Origin of the sequence: Curtobacterium sp. MCPF17_031 (genome assembly GCF_003234035.1) — a bacterium.
In the GTDB taxonomy this organism is placed as follows: domain Bacteria; phylum Actinomycetota; class Actinomycetes; order Actinomycetales; family Microbacteriaceae; genus Curtobacterium.
Genome location: NZ_QKSG01000003.1, coordinates 409157 through 428125, shown reverse-complemented (window position 1 = coordinate 428125; position 18969 = coordinate 409157). Strand labels below are relative to the sequence as shown.

Here is an 18969-nt window from a genome sequence, read left to right as displayed (position 1 = left end):
GGAATTGCTTCATGACCCGACCAGCCGAAACCGATCGAGCACGAGGTCAATAAAATTGGCATTGACAATGTGCACGCTGTTGAGTTCTCAAGGACCAGACGCACTCCCCACACAACACCATCACGATGTCACGCTAGAGAGGCTGTCGTTCTCGAACCCACCGATGTCGTCGAACCCAGCCACACAACCGTGCAACCAGATCCAGTGGCTCATCCCGAAGGAGAGAACCGGTGGAGTAGTCATCCTAAGCGTCGAAGCGAACCAGCACAAGGCCAGATCTGATCTCCAGTGGAGGATGGTCCCGCTTGAGGGCCGACGTGCTCTGGGCTTTCGCTCCAGCCGCTCCGCCGCACCTTTGGGGTGACGAGGGATTACTTTACGCAGCCACCACCCCCACCACCAACCCACCCCACATCCCGGGCGTGTCGCACACTGCAACACACGGAGGGGGCCTGGGTCAGGACACCGTCACGCCAGCCAGGGTCTTCTTCCCCCGTCGGAGGACGAGCACACCCGCCGGCAGTGCAAGGGACGCCAAGGTCGCCGCCGGGTCCTCAGCTCGCTCGTTGTTCACGTAGACACCGCCCTGGGTGATCGCACGCCGTGCCTCACCGAGGGACTTGACGAGTTCCGTCTCGACCAGGGCACGAGCGAGGTCCGCGGCTCCCTCGATGGCGACGGACCCGGGGAGCTCCGCGATCGCGGAACGGAGGGTCTCGGGGTCCAGAGCAGCGAGGTCACCGTTGCCGAACAGTGCCGCCGACGCATCGATGGTCGCCTGCGTCGCGTCCGCGCCGTGGACCAGGGTGGTGACCTCGACTGCCAGGGTGCGCTGGGCCTCCCGGCGGAACGGCTCGTCGGCCACCGCCTGCTCGAGCCGCTCGATCTCGGCACGCGACAGGAACGTGAACTCCCGGAGACGGGCGATCACGTCGGCGTCCGCCGTGTTGAGCCAGAACTGGTAGAAGGCGTACGGCGACGTCATCGCGTCGTCGAGCCAGATCGCGTTGCCCTCGCTCTTGCCGAACTTCGTGCCGTCCGAGTTCGTGATGAGTGGCGTCCCGAGCGCGTGCGCGGCCACACCCTCGGTACGCCGGATCAGCTCCGTCCCCGAGGTAAGGTTGCCCCACTGGTCGGATCCGCCAGTCTGCAGCGTGCACCCGTACTGCCGGTACAGCTCGCGGAAGTCCAGCCCCTGCAGGATCTGGTAGCTGAACTCCGTGTAGCTGATGCCTGCGTCGGAGTTCAACCGGGCGGCGACGGCGTCCTTCTTCAGCATCGAGTTGACGCGGAAGTACTTGCCGATGTCGCGCAGGAAGTCGATGGCCGACAGCGGTGCTGTCCAGTCCAGGTTGTTCACCAGGCGGACGCCGTTCTCACCGTCGGGGCTGAGGAAGCGGGAGACCTGCGCTTGCAGACGACCGACCCACTCCACGACGGTCTCGCGGGTGTTGAGCGTGCGTTCCGCCGTCGGACGCGGATCACCGATCAGGCCGGTCGACCCGCCGACGAGCGCGAGCGGCTTGTGTCCTGCCAGCTGGAGCCGGCGCATCGTGAGGAGCTGCAGCAGGTTGCCGCAGTGCAACGACGGAGCCGTCGGGTCGAAGCCGCAGTAGTACGTGACAGGTCCGGCGTCGAGGGCCTCTTTGAGGGCGGTCTCGTCGGTCGAGACGTGCACCAGACCACGCCAGCGGAGCTCGTCCCACACCGAAGCGAAGGTCCGGTCGTTCTGCTGGCGCGTCAGGACATCGGGAGCGGTATCACTGGACACCCCGTCATCGTACCGGCGCCGAGGCACACCCTTCAGTCCAGGGCGCCCTTGTGACGCCGGTACGCGGAGACGGTGGGTTCGTCCCGCAGCCAGAAACGCCACGGGAACGAGGCGCCACCAGCGACACCGCCGACCCCGGTGCGTGGACCACACGCGATCGTGCCGGCGGCCAGGAGGTCGTCGACGACCGCAGCCGGCGTCGATGAGGCGAGTCGGGCCTCCAGTCCGGGTGCCAGGGCGAGGCGGTACGGGCCGGAGCCGTCGAGGAGCGACGTCCCGTCGTCCTCGCCGAGGACGGCGCCGAGAGCGACGCCGAGGTTGCCCGGTCCACGCGCGAGGGCGACGTCCGCGACGGATGGACCGCGCCGCTGGCGTGCGGTCTCGACGCCCGCGACGACCTCTGCCCCTCGGAGCAACGACCCGGACGAGACGCCGTCCGGTCCGCTCACGACGTTGACGCAGGTGTGGATGCCGTAGGACCGGTACGCGTACAGGGTGCCCGGTGGGCCGAAGAGGTGTCGGTTGCGGGCCGTCATCCCGCGGTGCCCGTGCGACCCGGGGTCGGTGGGACCGAAGTAGGCCTCGACCTCGGTGATGCGGAGCGTGACGCCCTTGCCCGCCACGGTGGCACCGAGGAGGGCCGGGGCGGAGACCGGGGCGGGCTCGGACAGCACGGCGAGGAGCGCGGTGGTCGTCATCGCGCCGTCGCCGTCGCCGTTGCCGTCACCGTTGGTCCGGGCGTTCCGGTCATCGAGCGAAGGGCGTCCCCGCGGCGATCTCGGCCACGGACCGTGTCACGGCGGCGAGCTGCTCGGCGACCCGCTCCGGCGCGGTTCCGCCCACGCCACGACGCGAGGCGACGCTGCCCTCGATGGTGAGGACCGCACGGACGTCCGGCGTCAGGTGCGGTGAGACGGACGCGTACTCCTCGTCCGTCGGGTCGTCGAGGTCGATGCCGCGCTCCTCGCAGTACCGCACGAGCGCACCGGACACCTCGTGCGCGTCGCGGAACGGCACACCCTGACGGACCAGCCACTCGGCGACGTCGGTCGCGAGCGAGAAGCCCTGCGGCGCGAGCTCCGCCATCCGAGCGGTGTCGAAGGACAGTGTCGCGACCATGCCGGTGAACGCGGGCAGCAGGACCTCGAGCTGGGCGACGGAGTCGAACACGGGCTCCTTGTCCTCCTGCAGGTCCCGGTTGTACGCGAGCGGCAGGCCCTTGAGGGTGGCGAGGAGCCCCGTGAGGTTGCCGATCAGTCGGCCGGACTTCCCGCGCGCCAGTTCGGCGATGTCCGGGTTCTTCTTCTGCGGCATGATGCTCGACCCGGTCGAGAAGGCATCGTGGAGCCGGACGAAGCCGAACTCCTTGGTGTTCCAGAGGATGACCTCCTCGGCGAGACGCGAGATGTCGATGCCGATCTGCGCCAGGACGAAGGCGAACTCCGCCACGACGTCGCGAGCGGCGGTCGCGTCGATCGAGTTGTCAGCCGGACGGTCGAAGCCCAGCTCGTGGGCGATCGCCGTCGGGTCGAGGCCGAGCGAGCTCCCCGCGAGCGCGCCGGCCCCGTACGGGCTCACGCTGGCGCGGCCGGCCCAGTCGCGCAGCCGTTCCAGGTCGCGGACGAGCGGCCAGGCGTGCGCGAGCAGGTGGTGCGCGAGCAGGACGGGCTGCGCGTGCTGCAGGTGCGTCCGCCCCGGCATGATCGCGCCCTCGTGCTCGGACGCCTGCTGGCTGATCGCGTCGACGAGGTCGATGACCAGGCGACCGATCCGGCGTCCGTGGTCGAGCATGTGCATCCGGCCGAGGGTCGCGATCTGGTCGTTGCGGCTCCGACCGGCGCGGAGCTTCCCGCCGAGTTCCGGACCGACGTCGGCGATGAGCAGGCGCTCCAGGGCACCGTGCACGTCCTCGTCGGATTCCGCCGGCTGGAGGGAGCCGTCGAGGAACGACGCCTCGAGACGGTCCAGCCCCGCGAGCATCCGATCCAGTTCATCGGCCGTCAGGTAGCCGGCCGTCTGCAGCGCTCGGGCGTGCGCCCGGGAACCGGCGAGGTCGTACGGTGCCAGCTGCCAGTCGAACTGGGTCGACTTCGACAGCGCTGCGAGCTCGGCGCTCGGACCGTCGGCGAAGCGACCACCCCACAGAGCGCCCGTGTTCGTCGCGTCGGTCTTGCTGCTGGCTTCTTCCGGCCGGGAGGCCCGGGGCACGTCCGTCATGTCGTCCTGCGTGGTGAGTGGTGGTCAGATGGCGTCGGACGGGCCGGGGCGGTTCGCTCCGGCCCGTCCGACAGGGTGGTGCTGTGCTGTGTTCCGGCTAGTTCGCGAGGTCGCGGCGAGCGGAGATCTTGCTCGGCAGCGACCACAGTTCGATGAAGCCCTTGGACAGCGACTGGTCGAACGTGTCGCCGGTGTCGTAGGTGGCGAGGTCGAAGTCGTAGAGGCTCTGCTCCGAACGACGACCGGTCACCGTGGCACGACCACCGTGCAGCTGCAGGCGGATGTCTCCGGACACGTACTCCTGCGTGGAGTCGATGAAGGCGTCGAGGCTGCGCTTCAGCCCACCGAACCAGAGGCCGTCGTAGACCAGGTCGGCCCACTCCGACTCGACACCGCGCTTGTAGCGGTTCACGTCACGCTCGAGGGTGAGGCTCTCGAGCTCCTCGTGCGCGGCGATGAGCGCCATCGCTGCCGGGGCCTCGTAGACCTCGCGCGACTTGATGCCCACGAGACGGTCCTCGACGACGTCGATGCGGCCGACGCCGTGCTTGCCGGCGAGGGCGTTGAGCTCCTGCACGATGCGCAGGACGCTGAAGCGCTGGCCGTCGATCGCGACCGGCACGCCCTGCTCGAACGTGATGGTGACCTCGTCGGCGTCCCGCGGGACGGAGGGGTCCTGCGTGTAGGCGTAGAGGTCCTCGATCGGCGGGTTCCACGGGTCCTCGAGGAACCCGGTCTCCACCGCACGACCCCAGACGTTCTGGTCGATCGAGTACGGGGACTTCTTGCTCTGCAGGATCGGCAGGTTGTGCTCCTGCGCGTAGACGATCGCCTTGTCACGGGTCAGGGCGAGGTCGCGGACCGGGGCGACGCTCGTCAGGTCCGGAGCGATGGCGGCGACGGCGGCCTCGAAGCGGACCTGGTCGTTGCCCTTGCCGGTGCAGCCGTGCGCGACGCTGTCGGCCCCGAGCTGCTTGGCGGTGAGGGCGAGGTGCTTCGCGATGAGCGGGCGGCTCAACGCGGACACCAGCGGGTAGCGCTTCTGGTACAGCGCGTTCGCCTTGAGGGCGGGGACGAGGTAGTCGTCCGCGAACTCGTCCTTGGCGTCGATGACGACGGACTCCACCGCACCGCAGTCGAGCGCGCGCTGCCGGATGGCGTCCATGTCCTCGCCGCCCTGGCCGACGTCCACCGCCAGTGCGACGACCTCTTTGCCGGTGGCGTCCTTGAGCCAGCCGATGCCGACGGAGGTGTCGAGCCCTCCTGAGTACGCGAGTACGACGCGGTCTGCCATGGGTTCTCTCCTGTGTGGTGGTGGTTGTCAGTTGCCGGGGGTCGCCACGTCTGCGGCGGTCGGGGCGTTGGCGGCGAGGAGCCAGGCGAGCAGGGCCTTCTGGGCGTGCAGGCGGTTCTCCGCCTCGTCCCAGATGATGCTGCGCGGCCCGTCGATGACCTCGGCGGTGACCTCGTAGCCGCGGTCGGCGGGCAGGCAGTGCATGAACACGGCGTCGTCGGCGGCGTGCGCGAGCAGGTCGTCGTCGACGCGGTAGCCGTGGAAGACCTCGAGGCGCTGCTGCTTCTCGTCCTCCTTGCCCATCGACACCCAGGTGTCGGTGACGACGACGTCGGCGCCGGCGACCGCTGCGACCGGGTCGGTCACGACCAGCACCGAGCCGCCGGTCTCCGCGGCGCGGGCTTCGGCGTCGCTGACGACCTCGGCGGCCGGGGCGAACTCGGCGGGGGCTCCGACGCGGACGTGCATCCCGGCGGTCGCGCAGGCGAGCAGGTACGAGTGCGCCATGTTGCTGGCCCCGTCACCCACGAAGGCGATGGTCTGACCGGCGAGGGCGCCGCGGTGCTCACGGATGGTCAGCAGGTCGGCGAGCAGCTGGCACGGGTGGAAGTCGTCCGAGAGGGCGTTGACGACGGGCACGGTGGTGCTCGCGGCCATCTCCTCGAGCCCGGCCTGGCCGTAGGTGCGCCACACGATGGCCGACACCATGCGCTCGAGCACGCGAGCCGTGTCGGTCGGGGTCTCCTTGCCGCCGAGTTGGCTGTTCGCGGTCGAGATGATCAACGGGCTGCCGCCGAGGTCGCTGATGCCGACGTGGAAGGACACGCGGGTCCGGGTCGACGACTTGTCGAAGATCACCGCGACGCTCTGCGGGCCGGCGAGCGGCTTGCTCCCCCAACGGTCGCGCTTCATCTCGACGGCGAGGTCGAGGATGGCGGACTGCTCCGCCTGGGTGAGGTCATCGTCCCGGAGGAAGTGGCGGGTCATGCGGTGGTCTCCTGGTCGGCGCCCGTGACGGCCGCCATGCTCTGCGCGAGGATCGCGAGGAACTCGTCGATCTCGTCGTCGGACACGATGAGCGGCGGCGCGATGCGCAGGCTCGATTCGTTCGGGGCGTTGATGATGAGACCGCGGTCGAGCGCGGCGGCGGACACGGCCGCGGCGACCGGCTGGCGCAGGCCGACGCCGATGAGCAGGCCGCTCCCGCGGACTTCTTCCACCAGGTCGGAGCCGAGCGCGCTGATGCCCGCGCGGATCCGCTCCCCCTTGATGACGGCGCCCTCGACGAGACCGGCTCGCTCGATCTCGGCCAGGACCGCGTTGGCGACCCTCGTGCCGAGCGGGTTTCCGCCGAAGGTCGACCCGTGCTGGCCGGCCGAGAACAGGTCGGACGCCGCACCGAAGGTCACGAGGGCGCCGATCGGGAACCCGCCGGCGATGCCCTTGGCCACGGTGATGGCGTCCGGGGTCACGCCGGTGTTCTGGAACGCGAACCATGCCCCGGTCCGGCCGATGCCCGTCTGGATCTCGTCGAGGATCAGCAGTGCACCGTGCTCCTCCGTCAGTGTCCGAGCGGCCTGCAGGAAGCCCTCGGGCAGGTCGACCACGCCGGCCTCGCCCTTGATCGGCTCGAGGATGAGAGCCGCGACGGTGTCGTCGATCGAGCGTTCGAGGGCCTCGATGGAGGTCTCGATGTGCTCGACTCCGGGGATCATCGGCAGGAAGTCCTCTTGCAGAGCGGGCTTGCCGGTCAGGGCGAGCGCTCCCATGGTCCGGCCGTGGAACGCCTGCTGCAGCGCGAGGATCCGGGTCTTGCGACCGTCCGTCCCGCGGTTCAGCCGTGCGAGCTTGAACGCGGCCTCGTTCGCTTCCGCGCCGGAGTTCCCGAAGTACACGCGGCCGGCGTCGCCGGCGCCGGAGATGCGCTTCAGGCGCTCCGCCAGCTCGAGCTGCGGCGGGGTGGCGAAGTAGTTCGACACGTGCACCAGCTTGGCTGCCTGGTCGCTGATGGCCTCGACCAGCGCCGGGTGGGCGTGGCCGAGCGAGTTCACCGCGATGCCGGCGAGGAAGTCGAGGTACTCGTTGCCGTCGACGTCCCAGACGCGACAGCCCTCGCCGCGCTCGAGCATGATCTTCGGCGGGGTCAGGGATCGCATGAGCGACGCCCCGAACCGGTCGTTCCAGGTCTCGGTCTGCGTCTGGGTGCTCACCGTGGTGTGCCCTTCTCGTCGTGGTGCGGGGTGGTGTGCTCGCCGGCGGCGCGGCGGCCGATCTCGGCGTGCGTGTTCTGGTTCTCGGTCCGTCGGCTCGGGTCCGGGATCACCTCGGTGCCCGCACCGCGGAGGGTGAAGACCTCGAGCAGGATCGAGTGCGGGATGCGACCGTCGATGATGGTCGCGCCGCCGACGCCGCCGACCACGGCGTCCAGGCACGCGGTCATCTTCGGGATCATCCCCGACTCGAGGGACGGCAGCAGCTGCCGGAGTTCCTCGACGGCGATGAGGTCGATGATCGAGTCCCGGTCGGGCCAGTTGCGGTACAGGCCGGGGACGTCGGTCAGCATCATCAGCTTCGACGCGTTGAGCGCGATCGCCAGCGCGGCCGCAGCGGCGTCGGCGTTCACGTTGAGCGCCTGGTCCGGGTGCGCGTCGTCGATCGCGATGCTCGACACCACCGGGATGCGGTCGGCCCGGATCGCCGCGAGGACGCCGGACGGATCGACGTGGGTGATGTCGCCGACGTGACCGAGGTCGAAGTGCTCGCCGTCCACGACGACGCCCTTCTTCTCGCCGGTGAACAGCGACCCGCCGTCGCCGAACACCCCGACGCCGAGGCCGGCACCGTGCTCGTCGATGAGGTCGACGATCTCGCGGTTCACCTCGCCCGCCAGCACGTCGCGGACGACGGTGATCGCTTCGGTCGTGGTGACGCGGTAGCCGCCACGGAACTCGGACTCGATGCCCTGTTCCTTGAGCGCCGCCGAGATCTGCGGACCGCCGCCGTGCACGACGACCGGGTGCAGTCCGGCGTACCGCAGGTAGACCATGTCCTCGGCGAACGCACGCTTCAGGTCGTCGTTCACCATCGCGTTGCCGCCGAACTTGACGACGACGATCTTGCCCGAGAACCGCTTCAACCACGGCAGGGACTCGATGAGCGTCGCGGCCTTGACGGTCGCGAGCTCGTGCTCTTCTTCCTTCGAGAGGTCCGGATCGCTCATCAGCTGGAGTACGCGCTGTTCTCGTGGACGTAGTCGTGCGTCAGGTCGTTCGTCAGGATCGTCGCCGCGTGCGGCCCGACCCCCAGGTCGATCAGCACATGGGTGTCCCGCGGGCTGAGGTCGACGCTGTCGCTCGGCTGGTCCGGAGCGCCGGCATGGCAGACCCGGATGCCGTTCATCGAGACGTCGACCGCGTACGGGTCGAACTCGGCATCGGTCGTGCCGATCGCGGCGAGGACCCGACCCCAGTTGGGGTCGTTGCCGAAGACGGCCGCCTTGAAGAGGTTGTTCCGGGCCACGCTCCGGCCGACCGCCACCGCGTCGTCCTCGCTCACGGCACCGACGACCTCGATCGCGATGTCGTGCGCGGCGCCCTCGGCGTCCTGTTGGAGCTGCCGGGCGAGGTCCGCGCAGACGGCGGTCAGGGCCTCCCGGAAGTCGCCGACCTCGGGGGTCGTTCCCGACGCGCCGGACGACATCAGCACGACGGTGTCGTTCGTCGACATGCAGCCGTCCGAGTCGACACGGTCGAAGGTGACCCGGGTCGCGGCGCGCAGTGCCTGGTCGAGTTCGTCGGAGGTCAGGGAGGCGTCCGTCGTGATGACCACGAGCATCGTCGCCAGGCCCGGCGCGAGCATGCCCGCGCCCTTCGCCATCCCGCCGACCGTCCAGCCGTCGACCGAGACGACGGACTGCTTCGGCTTCGTGTCGGTCGTCATGATCGCCGTGGCGGCGTCCGCTCCCCCGCCGTCGCTGAGGGCGTCGGCCGCGAGCGTCACGCCGCGGAGGACGCCGTCACGGAAAGTCTGGTCGCCGACACCGATGAGGCCGGTCGAACAGACGACGACGTCACCCGCACCGATCCCGATGGCGTCACCGACCGCCTCTGCGGTCAGGTGCGTCGTCTGGAAGCCGAACGGACCCGTGAAGCAGTTCGCGCCTCCCGAGTTGAGGAAGACGGCTCGCGCCACCCCGTCCCCCACGACCTGGCGGGACCAGATCACCGGGTGCGCCTGAGCGCGGTTCGAAGTGAAGACGGCGGCCACGGCGTCGGACGGGCCGTCATTGACGACGAGCGCCACGTCCGGCTTGCCGCTCGCCTTCAAGCCCGCGGTGACGCCGGCGGCCCGGAAGCCCGCCGCAGCGGTGACGCCCTGCAGCGCGCCGTCAGCGGACCGGAGGCCCGTGGCGGCGTCGTCCGCGCCCGATGCATCGGTGATGTCGGTCACGGGGCGACTCCGTCCACGCTGAGGCCGAGCGTCTCGGGGAACCCGAGCGCGATGTTCGCGGACTGCACGGCTGCGCCGCCGGTCCCCTTGGCGAGGTTGTCGAGCGCGGTGACGGCGACGACCCGACCGGCCGCTTCGTCGACCGCGATGCCGACCAGGGCGGTGTTGGCACCGATCGTGTCCGCCACCCGCGGGAAGACGCCCTCGGGCAACAGGTGCACGAACGGTTCGTCCGCGTAGGCCTGCTCCCAGGCGAAGCGGACGTCGTGCGCGGTGACACCGGGTGCCAGGCGCGCGGTCGTCGTGGCGAGGATCCCACGGGCCATCGGCACGAGCACGGGGGTGAACGAGATGCGCACGTCCGAGGCCCCTGCCACCCGGAGGTTCTGCTGGATCTCCGGGACGTGCCGGTGACTGCCGCCGACCGCGTACGCGCTGGCCGAGCCCATGATCTCGGCGGCGAGGTACGTCGGCTCGAGCTTCTTGCCGGCACCGCTCGGGCCGACGCTGAGCACGGCGACGATGTCGTCGGACTCGACGAGCCCGGCCTGGACACCGGGCTGGATGCCGAGCGTCACCGCGGTGACGTTGCAGCCGGGGACGGCGATCCGCTTGGTCGCGGCCAACTCGGTCCGCTGCCGGCCCTGGGCGACGATGTCGTCGACGTCGCGCCACTCCTCCGCGGCACCCGGGGCGGGCGGAGCGTGCAGCAGTTCGGGCAGGCCGTAGGTCCATGCGCCGTGGAAGTCGCCACCGTAGAAGGCCGCCCAGGCGCTCTCGTCCGTCAGGCGGTGGTCTGCGCCGCAGTCCACCACGAGGGTGTCCGCGTCGAGTTCGGCGGTGATCGCGCCGGACTGGCCGTGCGGCAGTGCGAGGAACACCACGTCGTGACCGCGGAGGTTCTCGGCCGTCGTCTCCACCAGGGTGAGGTGCGCGAGCGACCGGAGGTGCGGCTGCGTCGCGATGAGCGGCTGTCCGGCGTTCGAGAACGCCGTCACCGTCCTGACGTCGAACTCGGGGTGAGCGGAGAGGATGCGCAACAACTCGCCACCCGCGTAGCCGCTGGCTCCCGCCACGGCGACGGATACGGACATGGGTTCCACCTTTGGTCGGACTGTTCGTCGAGAGAGTCGGAGGCGGCGACCCCGGGCGGTGATCCGTCGTGGATCAGTCGCGCAGGGTCGCCCCGAATCGCTCGCCGGCACGTCGGACAGCGCCGTCACGGGCCTCGGAGGCCTCGGCAGCGGTCAGCGTGCGGTCCGTGGCACGGAAGCGCAGGGCGAACGTCAGGGACTTCTGTCCCTCGTTCACGCCGGCACCGCGGTAGTCATCCACGAGCCGAGCATACTCCAACAGGTCTCCGGCACCAGCGCGCACCTCGGTCAGGACGTCACCGGCGGGCACCGACACGTCCACCACCAGGGACAGGTCCTGCGTCGCTGCGGGGTAGGACACGATCGCCGAGACGTGCACGAGTTCCGGGGCAACGGCGACCAGGGCGTCGAGGTCGAGCTCGACGACGGCCACCACCCGGGGCAGATCGGCGTCTGCCGTCCGTTCCGGCAGCAGCTCGCCCGCCACACCGACGACCGTGTCACCGACGAGCAGTGATGCCGCGCGTCCGGGGTGCAGCGCCGGGTGGCTCGTCTGCGTGATGGTCAGCTCGACACCGACGGCCCAGGCCACCGTGCGCGCGACGTCGAGGGCGTCGGCGATGCCGAACGTCTCGACCGCGGCACCGGGCTGCTTGAGCACGGCGTTGCCGAGGAGCAGCGCGGTGACGTGGAACGGCTGCGGCGGCAGCGACGCGTCGAGGGCGGCGAGGGTCTCGGGCACCGGGCGCTCGGCGCCGGCGGGGACGTCGGTCGTCCCGAGCTCGACACCGGGCTCGGGCAGGAACACCCGGGACGTCTCGTACACGGCGACGTCGACCAGTCCGCGGGACACGTTCCGCCGTGCCACGTCGACGAGGGCGGGCAGACCGCTCCGACGCAGGTGGTCCTGCGCACTGTCGAGTGCGTTCGCCAGGACGACGCTCGGCCCGCCGGTGGGGTCGATGCCCGGGTACGCGGCAGCGGTGGCGGCGGAGACGAACGGTGCCGTGACGACCTCGGTCAGACCGGCGGCGGCCAGAGCAGCCGAGACACGGCGACGCGCCTGCTGGTGCCGCGTGAGCCCACGACCCGGCGGCGCGATCGGCAGGACGCTCGGGATGCGGTCGTACCCGACGATGCGGGCGATCTCCTCGACCAGGGAGACGTCGTCCACCAGGTCGGGGCGCCAACTCGGCGGGGTGACGACGAGCAGGTCACCGTCGACGTCGACCGACGCGCCGATCGCACGGAGGGTGTCGAGCACCTCGGCGTCGGTGTAGTCCACGCCGATCAGTGCAGCGGCTCGACCGAGACGCATGGTGACGGTGCGGCGAGGCGACTCGTCGACGAGGGTCGATCCGAGCGCGTCCGGTGCGCCGCCGGCGAGGTCGACGAGCAGTTCGACGGCCCGGTTCGCCGCGGCCTCGGCGACGAGCGGGTCGACGCCACGCTCGAACCGGCGCGATGCCTCACTCGGCAGCTTGTGGCGCCGCGCGGTCCGGGCGATCGACACCTGGTCGAAGCCGGCGGCCTCGATCAGGACGTCCGTCGTCGACGCGGTGATCTCCGTCCGGGCACCGCCCATGACACCCGCGAGGCCGACGGCCCCGGCGTCGTCGGCGATGACCAGGTCCTCGGCGTCCAGCTCGCGCTCCACGTCGTCGAGCGTGGTGAGCCGTTCCCCGGCGGTGGCCCGGCGGACGGCGAGCCCGCCCTGGACGGTACTGAGGTCGTACCCGTGCAGCGGCTGGCCGAGCTCGAACATCACGTAGTTGGTGATGTCGACGGGCAACGAGATCGAGCGGACGCCGGCGAGCGACAGACGGGCGACCATCCAGGCGGGGGTGGGGCGGCTGGCGTCGATGCCGCGAACGACCCGCGTCACGAAGGTGCTGGCCCCGATGCGGCCGCGGATCGGTGCGGCGTCGTCGATCGTCACCGCGAAGCCCTCGCCGGTGCGCGGTAGGACGCGGTCGACCGGGTCCGAGAAGGTCGCCCCGGTGGCGTGCGCGTACTCACGAGCGACCCCGCGCATGCTCATGGCGTAGCCGCGGTCCGGCGTCACGTTGATCTCGACGGCGGCGTCGTCCAGGCCGAGCAGCGCGATGGCGTCCGCCCCGACCTCGGGCTCCATGCCGAGGTCGGCGAACCGGAGGATGCCGTCGTGCTCGTCGCCGAGTCCGAGTTCACGCGCCGACGCGATCATGCCGTCCGACACGTGGCCGTAGGTCTTGCGTGCGGCGATCGGGAACGGCCCGGGCAGCACGGCGCCGGGCAGGGTCACGACGACGAGGTCGCCGACGTCGAAGTTGTGGGCACCGCAGACGATGCCGCGGGGTTCGGCTTCGCCGACGTCCACCTGGCACCAGTTGATCGTCTTGCCGTTCTTCTGCGGCTCCGGGACACGCTCGAGCACCCGACCGACCACGACGGGTCCGGTCAGGTCGAAGGTGTGCACGGCTTCCTCTTCGAACCCGACCGACACCAGTGCGGCGTGGACGTGCTCGAGTGAGACGTCGTCGGGCAGGTCGACGGACTCGCCGAGCCAGCGGAGTGGGACGCGCATCAGACCACCGTTCCGAACTGCTGCGAGAAGCGGAGATCGCCCTCGAGGAAGTCACGCATGTCGTTCAGGCCGTTGCGGAACTGCAGCGTCCGCTCGATGCCCATGCCGAAGGCGAAGCCCTGGTACTCGTCCGGGTCGATGCCGGCGGCCCGCAGGACGTTCGGGTTGACCATGCCGCAGCCACCCCACTCGACCCACCGCGCGCCGCCCTTGGCGTTCGGCTGCCAGACGTCCATCTCGGCGCTCGGCTCGGTGAACGGGAAGTAGTTCGGACGCAGTCGGATCTGGGCTTCGTCACCGAACACCTGACGGGCGAAGTGCTCGAGCGTGCCGCGGAGGTGCGCCATCGTCAGGCCCTTGTCGATCGCGATGCCCTCGACCTGGGTGAAGACCGGCAGGTGCGTGGCGTCGAGTTCGTCGGCGCGGTACACGCGGCCCGGGGCGATGACGTAGAGGGGCAGGTCACGGGACAACAATGACCGCACCTGGACCGGTGAGGTGTGCGTGCGCATCAGCAGGTGCCGGTCGACGGGCTCGACGAACACCGTGTCCGCCATGGCCCGTGCCGGGTGGTCCTGGTCGAAGTTGAGGGCGTCGAAGTTGAACCACTCGTGCTCGAGCTCGGGGCCCTCTGCGACCTCCCACCCCATCCCCACGAAGACGTCGGCGACGGTCTCGTTGAGGACCGACAGCGGGTGCCGCGAACCGGGCGTGTGGCGAGACGGCAGCGCGGTGACGTCCACACGCTCGGCGTCGAGACGTGCACGCTCTTCGGATTCGGCGAGGACTGACTCCTGCGCGGCAATCGCCTGGTTCACCTGGCTCCGGGCCTGACCGACGAGCTTGCCCGCGGCGGCCTTCTGCTCCGGCGGGACGCTGCGCATCGACGCGTTCATCCGGGCGAGCGTCGACTGCTCGCCCGTGTGCTCGGCACGGGCCTGCTTGAGCTCGGCGACGGTCGTCGTGGCGCGGACGGCGGCGAGGGCCGCTTCCACGGCGCCGGCGACCGCCGGTTCGCTGATCTCGAGAGGTTCTGACACGAGAGCCAAGCCTACCGGCCGCTGGGATACCGTCGCCCTCCACCGCCCCACCGTGGACGGAGGCGAGTCAGTCCGTGGCTGTGGAGGAACGGGTCCGCTGCGCGAACGCGCTCTCGTAGAGGCACACCGAGGCAGCGGTCGCGAGGTTCATCGACTCGGCCCGGCCGTAGATCGGGACCTTCACCGCGCGGTCGACCAGCGCCAGGTCCTCTGCCGTCAGCCCGCGGGCCTCGTTGCCGAAGACCCACACCGTGGGCCCGTCCAACATGCCGTCGGCCCGGACGTCCGGCAGGTCATCACCGGAGACGTCGGCCGCGAGGATCGTGTAGCCGAGCCCCCGTGCGCGCTCGATGGCGTCCACGAGGGTCACGCCGACCGAGACCGGCACGTGGAACAGCGACCCGGTGGTGGAGCGGACGACCTTCGGGTTGTACGGGTCGACGCTGCGCCCGGTGAGCACGACGGCGTCCGCACCGGCCGCATCCGCGGCACGGATGATCGTGCCGGCGTTGCCCGGGTCACGCACCTCTTCGAGGATCGCGACCAGTCCGGGGAGGGCGCCCGACGCGTCGGGGTCGGCACGGGCCTCCAGGCGGGCGTCCGGGAAGACGTCCTTCACCGACGTCGGGAACTGCTGGCACACCGCGACCACGCCCTGCGGCGTCACGGTGTCGGCCATCGCGTCGAGCACCTGCTCGGTGACGAACCAGGTGTCGACCGGGGCGTCGTCCAGACCGTGACGCGCCGCCGCGGTCGGCGTGACGTACAGCTCGCGGAGGAGCTCGGGGCGGTACTCGATCGCCTCGCGCACGGCCTGCGGGCCCTCGAGCAGGAACAGCCCGGTCTCGGCACGGACGTCCTTCTTGGCCAGGGCGGCCACGGCCTTCACTCGGCCGGCACGGGGGTTCTCGAGGAGTTCGCTCACGTGCCCAGTCTAGGAACGACCGGATGCCCGGCACGACCGGACCGCAGTCGACCGACGCCGGGAACGACGGAACCCCCACTCCGCAGGGAGTGGGGGTTCCGGTGCACGGGTGACGTGGCTCAGGCTGCCTTCGGCGCCGAGGTGTCGGCCGGCAGGGCCTTCTTGGCGGTCTCGACGAGCGCGGCGAACGTCTCGGCGTTGTTGACCGCGAGGTCCGCGAGGATGCGACGGTCGACCTCGACGCCGGCCAGGTTCAGACCCTGGATGAGGCGGTTGTAGGTCAGGCCGTTCGCACGCGACGCAGCGTTGATGCGCTGGATCCAGAGGCGACGGAACTCGCCCTTCTTCGCGTGACGGTCACGGTACGCGTAGACGAGGGAGTGGGTGACCTGCTCCTTCGCCTTGCGGTAGAGGCGCGACCGCTGGCCGCGGTAGCCCTCTGCGCGCTCGAGGATGACGCGACGCTTCTTGGCGGCGTTGACCGCTCTCTTGACTCTTGCCATTGATCTGTTCCTTTACGATCCGGGTCGACTCAGTGGCCGAGGAGCTTCTTGACGTTCTTCGCGTCGGCCTTCGAGAGGACCTGGTCCTCGTTGAGGCGGGCCTTGCGCTTGGAGGACTTGACCTCGAGGTTGTGGCGCATACCGGCCTGCTGCTTCATGATCTTGCCGCTGCCGGTGACCTTGAAGCGCTTCTTCGACCCGGAGTGGGTCTTCTGCTTGGGCATGTTGATGCCTTTCCGTGGGGTGGATGGGGGCCGCGTCGAGCGCGGAAGCGGTCTGGGAGGACCTATTCGGCCGACGAGTCGGCCGGTGCTGCTGCTGCGGCGGGGGCGTCCGGGGCCTGGTCCGCCGGCTGCGACTTCGCGGAGTGCTCGGTGGCCTTCCGCTCGGCCTTCTCGGCGGCGCGCTTGGCGTTCTGCTCGCCCTTGACGTCCGACTTGTTCTTCAGGGGCGCGATGATCATCGTCATGTTGCGGCCGTCCTGGGTCGGACGGGACTCCACGACGCCGAACTCGGCGATCTCCTCCGCGAACTTCTGGAGGAGTCTGACACCCTGCTCGGGACGCGACTGCTCGCGACCACGGAAGAGGATCATCGCCTTCACCTTGTCGCCACCGAGGAGGAACCCCTCGGCGCGCTTGCGCTTCGTCTCGTAGTCGTGCACGTCGATCTTCAGGCGGAAGCGGACCTCTTTCAGGTCGGTGTTGACCTGGTTGCGGCGGGCTTCCTTGGCCTTCTGAGCGGCTTCGTACTTGAACTTGCCGTAGTCCATGATCTTGGCGACGGGCGGCTTCGAGTTCGGCGCGACCTCGACCAGATCCAGCTCGGCTTCCTGCGCGAGGCGCAGTGCGACGGCGATGGGGACAACGCCGACCTGCTCGCCCTGGGGTCCGACCAGTCGGACCTCGGGGACGCGGATACGGTCGTTGGTACGGGGATCGGTGATGCGGAGCTCCTTCAATCAGGTGGTGGCCGTCCGGGGCGTTTGCCCGGGACGACGGCACGAGAGAGGAGATCTGACGCACGGATCGGGACCCGTTCGGCAGCCGCCCGACGCCGACCCTTGCGGTCCGGCCTGCCGATGCCCACATGGTGGACCCCGGCGGAGCGGTGGTGACCCGATAGCCTTGGTGCAGCCGCGGGTGGGAGGAACTCCTCTTTCGTGACACTGTCCTGATCCGGGCCGTCCCGGTTCGAACCGGAATGATCCGGGTGCATCCGGAAGGTTCCGGGCGCGCGGACAGTGTCTGCCGTCGGCGAGTCTAGCAGAGGAGCACCGTGACCGACACCCCGAGCAACCCGGCCCCCGCATCCGACGAGTCCGACGAGGCCGCGCGCGACATCGCCGAGGTCCCCGCGATCGAACTGATCAACACCGTGGCCGTCCACCTGCTCAGCGCTGCCGCCGTCAAGGTGGGTCTGGCCGACGACCCGGAGCAGCAGACCGACCTGGACGAAGCGCGGAAGCTCATCACCTCGCTCGCCGGCCTCGTCACCGCCGCGGCCACCGAGATCGGCGACCAGCACGCGCGTCCGCTCCGCGACGGGCTGCGGTCGGTGCAGCTGGCCTTCCGCGAGGCCTCCGCGATCCCGGACGCACCCGGCAAGGGCCCGGGCGAGAAGTACACCGGCCCCGTCAACTAGTCGGGCGGATCGGACGGGAGGCCCGTGGCGGTGTCGCCACGGGCCTCCCGTCCGTCATCCGGTCGCGCCACGGACGCGGCCGCTCGCCGTCAACCGTCCGTGCGTGCGACCAACCGGTCGACCGCGGCGATCGGGATGCCGACCCAGGTCGGTCGGTTCCGTGCTTCGTAGACGACTTCGTAGACGGCCTTGTCGAGCTCGAACGCGTCGAGCAGGGCGCGGTGTGCGCGCAGGTCGGACCCGCTGCCTCGCTCGTACCCGTCGAGGAACGCCGTGCGTGCTTCGTGCGCCCAGTCACCCGTCTCCACCGGCTCGTCCTCGTGCGCCAGCGCGCCTGCGACGTAGTCGAAGGACCGGAGCATGCCGGCGACGTCGCGGAGTGCGACGTCCGGCCGCGAGCGTTCCGGCATCGGGCGGAGGGGCTCGCCCTCGAAATCGAGGAAGACCCAGCCCCGGGGTTCTGGGGCCGACAGCACCTGACCGAGGTGCAGGTCTCCGTGGATGCGCTGCATGGTCGGCCACGGCACGGAGGCGGCACGATCGTAGACGCGACCGACGGCGGCGGCGTGTTCGGCGACTTGCGGCACCTCGGCAGCCGCGGTGTCGAGGCGGCGACGCATCGTCGCGATCGCCTCGTCGACCTGGTCCGGCCCGGAGGTCGCCGTGGGCATGGCACCCGCGAGGACCGTGTGCACCTCGGCGAGCGCGGCACCGAGCCGATCGGCCGCGCTGGCGAAGGACTCGCCGTTCCGGGCTGCGGTGAGGGCGACGCGCCACGCGTCCTCCAGCCCGGGCAGGAACTCCTGCGCGAAGGCGAGGTGCCCGTGTGCGGTCCCGCCGACCTGCCCCTCGTCCGGCCATTCCCCCGCCAGGGCGCCGAAGGTGCGCGGGACGCGGACCGACCCGGCGCTCGACAGCGCGCGCTGCGTCGTGACGTCGGGGTTCTCACCGTCGTGCAGGACGCGGAAGACCTTCGTGATGACCTGTCCGTTCTCGGCGGTCCCGCAGATGACGGACGTGTTGGACTGCTCGCCGCTGAGGACGCGGGCGTCCGTGACCGGCCCGATGTGTTCGCCGTCGGCCTCGATCCGGCCGAGCAGCCAGCGCGCGTAGGCGACGTCGTGCGGAGCGTCGTAGACCGCAGCTCCGTCGAGTTCGGTGACCAGGGCGTGGGCGAGTTCGGGGACCGCTGCGGGTCGCACGGTGAGCGGCACCTGGTAGAGGACGGGGCCGGTCGGGGCGTCGTCCAGCACGAAGAGGGTGCGGATCGTCGCGTGGGCGGTGGTGCCGGTCTGCTCGGCGACCACCCGGATCCTGGGGGTCCCGCCCTTGGCGGCGTACCACCGTTGGTCGGCCATCCAGCCGGCGACGGCGGTCTCGAAGGGGTCGGCGTGCACAGCGTCGGTCATGTCGGGGACGCTACCCGTCGCTGCTGCGCCGGTCCGCGGGATCGCGCGGAGGACGGT

17 protein-coding genes are annotated in these 18969 nt (G+C 70.4%); 1 reads left to right on the top strand and 16 read right to left on the bottom strand.

Annotated features, from left to right (window positions below):
- Positions 1 to 457: 457 nt before the first annotated feature.
- The 15 genes from tyrS to infC form a co-directional block, all read right to left on the bottom strand.
- Entirely contained in the window at positions 458 to 1771 is a 1314-nt protein-coding gene (gene tyrS, locus DEJ31_RS07305; protein WP_111121531.1) for a tyrosine--tRNA ligase, read from the bottom strand.
- Positions 1772 to 1803: 32 nt separating this feature from the next.
- Positions 1804 to 2469 carry a DNA-3-methyladenine glycosylase gene (locus DEJ31_RS07300; protein ID WP_110904983.1) on the bottom strand — a complete coding sequence of 222 codons (666 nt, stop codon included), beginning with the start codon at positions 2467 to 2469 and terminating at the stop codon, positions 1804 to 1806.
- A gap of 49 nt (positions 2470 to 2518) precedes the next feature.
- Positions 2519 to 3988: an argininosuccinate lyase gene (gene argH / locus DEJ31_RS07295; protein ID WP_258366210.1), complete on the bottom strand. Its 1470-nt coding sequence runs from the start codon at positions 3986 to 3988 to the stop codon at positions 2519 to 2521.
- Positions 3989 to 4085: 97 nt separating this feature from the next.
- On the bottom strand, positions 4086 to 5282 hold the full coding sequence (locus tag DEJ31_RS07290) for an argininosuccinate synthase (protein WP_110904982.1): 1197 nt from the start codon (positions 5280 to 5282) through the stop codon (positions 4086 to 4088).
- A gap of 27 nt (positions 5283 to 5309) precedes the next feature.
- Complete coding sequence (gene argF / locus DEJ31_RS07285) at positions 5310 to 6269, bottom strand: ornithine carbamoyltransferase (RefSeq protein WP_110904981.1); 960 nt, start codon at positions 6267 to 6269, stop codon at positions 5310 to 5312.
- Positions 6266 to 7492 carry an acetylornithine transaminase gene (locus DEJ31_RS07280; protein ID WP_110904980.1) on the bottom strand — a complete coding sequence of 409 codons (1227 nt, stop codon included), beginning with the start codon at positions 7490 to 7492 and terminating at the stop codon, positions 6266 to 6268. The genes argF and DEJ31_RS07280 overlap by 4 nt, the downstream gene beginning before the upstream one ends.
- Complete coding sequence (gene argB / locus DEJ31_RS07275; protein ID WP_110904979.1) at positions 7489 to 8502, bottom strand: acetylglutamate kinase; 1014 nt, start codon at positions 8500 to 8502, stop codon at positions 7489 to 7491. The genes DEJ31_RS07280 and argB overlap by 4 nt, the downstream gene beginning before the upstream one ends.
- Positions 8502 to 9662, bottom strand: a complete 1161-nt coding sequence (argJ, locus tag DEJ31_RS07270) for a bifunctional glutamate N-acetyltransferase/amino-acid acetyltransferase ArgJ (RefSeq protein WP_111121543.1) — start codon at positions 9660 to 9662, stop codon at positions 8502 to 8504. Before argJ ends, argB begins: the two co-directional genes overlap by 1 nt.
- 65 nt (positions 9663 to 9727) lie before the next feature.
- On the bottom strand, positions 9728 to 10825 hold the full coding sequence (locus DEJ31_RS07265; protein ID WP_110904978.1) for an N-acetyl-gamma-glutamyl-phosphate reductase: 1098 nt from the start codon (positions 10823 to 10825) through the stop codon (positions 9728 to 9730).
- A gap of 73 nt (positions 10826 to 10898) precedes the next feature.
- A complete protein-coding gene (gene pheT, locus DEJ31_RS07260; RefSeq protein ID WP_111121530.1) occupies positions 10899 to 13391 on the bottom strand; it encodes a phenylalanine--tRNA ligase subunit beta in 2493 nt (830 codons plus the stop codon).
- Positions 13391 to 14431: a phenylalanine--tRNA ligase subunit alpha gene (gene pheS, locus DEJ31_RS07255; protein WP_110904976.1), complete on the bottom strand. Its 1041-nt coding sequence runs from the start codon at positions 14429 to 14431 to the stop codon at positions 13391 to 13393. The genes pheT and pheS overlap by 1 nt, the downstream gene beginning before the upstream one ends.
- A 67-nt stretch (positions 14432 to 14498) precedes the next feature.
- Entirely contained in the window at positions 14499 to 15356 is an 858-nt protein-coding gene (locus DEJ31_RS07250) for an RNA methyltransferase (protein WP_110904975.1), read from the bottom strand.
- 119 nt (positions 15357 to 15475) lie between these two features.
- A complete protein-coding gene (rplT, locus tag DEJ31_RS07245) occupies positions 15476 to 15859 on the bottom strand; it encodes a 50S ribosomal protein L20 (RefSeq protein ID WP_110824044.1) in 384 nt (127 codons plus the stop codon).
- A 29-nt stretch (positions 15860 to 15888) separates the two neighbouring features.
- A complete protein-coding gene (gene rpmI, locus DEJ31_RS07240) occupies positions 15889 to 16083 on the bottom strand; it encodes a 50S ribosomal protein L35 (RefSeq protein ID WP_110904974.1) in 195 nt (64 codons plus the stop codon).
- 62 nt (positions 16084 to 16145) lie between these two features.
- The gene (gene infC / locus DEJ31_RS07235) at positions 16146 to 16820 is read right to left on the bottom strand and encodes a translation initiation factor IF-3 (protein ID WP_111121529.1); all 675 of its coding nucleotides are present in this window, start codon (positions 16818 to 16820) and stop codon (positions 16146 to 16148) included.
- A gap of 317 nt (positions 16821 to 17137) precedes the next feature.
- Here infC and DEJ31_RS07230 point away from each other — a divergent pair, with 317 nt between their 5' ends.
- A complete protein-coding gene (locus DEJ31_RS07230) occupies positions 17138 to 17503 on the top strand; it encodes a DUF1844 domain-containing protein (RefSeq protein ID WP_110904972.1) in 366 nt (121 codons plus the stop codon).
- 89 nt (positions 17504 to 17592) lie between these two features.
- Here DEJ31_RS07230 and DEJ31_RS07225 read toward each other — a convergent pair whose 3' ends face one another.
- A complete protein-coding gene (locus tag DEJ31_RS07225) occupies positions 17593 to 18912 on the bottom strand; it encodes a phosphotransferase (protein ID WP_111121528.1) in 1320 nt (439 codons plus the stop codon).
- Positions 18913 to 18969 lie beyond the last annotated feature (57 nt).

Coding starts and splice junctions, on each gene's coding strand:
- DEJ31_RS07300 (WP_110904983.1), bottom strand. CDS start 2,469: ATGACGACCACCGCGCTCCTCGCCGTGCTGTCCGAGCCCGCCCCGGTC.
- argH (WP_258366210.1), bottom strand. CDS start 3,988: ATGACGGACGTGCCCCGGGCCTCCCGGCCGGAAGAAGCCAGCAGCAAG.
- DEJ31_RS07290 (WP_110904982.1), bottom strand. CDS start 5,282: ATGGCAGACCGCGTCGTACTCGCGTACTCAGGAGGGCTCGACACCTCC.
- argF (WP_110904981.1), bottom strand. CDS start 6,269: ATGACCCGCCACTTCCTCCGGGACGATGACCTCACCCAGGCGGAGCAG.
- argB (WP_110904979.1), bottom strand. CDS start 8,502: ATGAGCGATCCGGACCTCTCGAAGGAAGAAGAGCACGAGCTCGCGACC.
- DEJ31_RS07265 (WP_110904978.1), bottom strand. CDS start 10,825: ATGTCCGTATCCGTCGCCGTGGCGGGAGCCAGCGGCTACGCGGGTGGC.
- pheT (WP_111121530.1), bottom strand. CDS start 13,391: ATGCGCGTCCCACTCCGCTGGCTCGGCGAGTCCGTCGACCTGCCCGAC.
- rplT (WP_110824044.1), bottom strand. CDS start 15,859: ATGGCAAGAGTCAAGAGAGCGGTCAACGCCGCCAAGAAGCGTCGCGTC.
- rpmI (WP_110904974.1), bottom strand. CDS start 16,083: ATGCCCAAGCAGAAGACCCACTCCGGGTCGAAGAAGCGCTTCAAGGTC.
- DEJ31_RS07225 (WP_111121528.1), bottom strand. CDS start 18,912: ATGACCGACGCTGTGCACGCCGACCCCTTCGAGACCGCCGTCGCCGGC.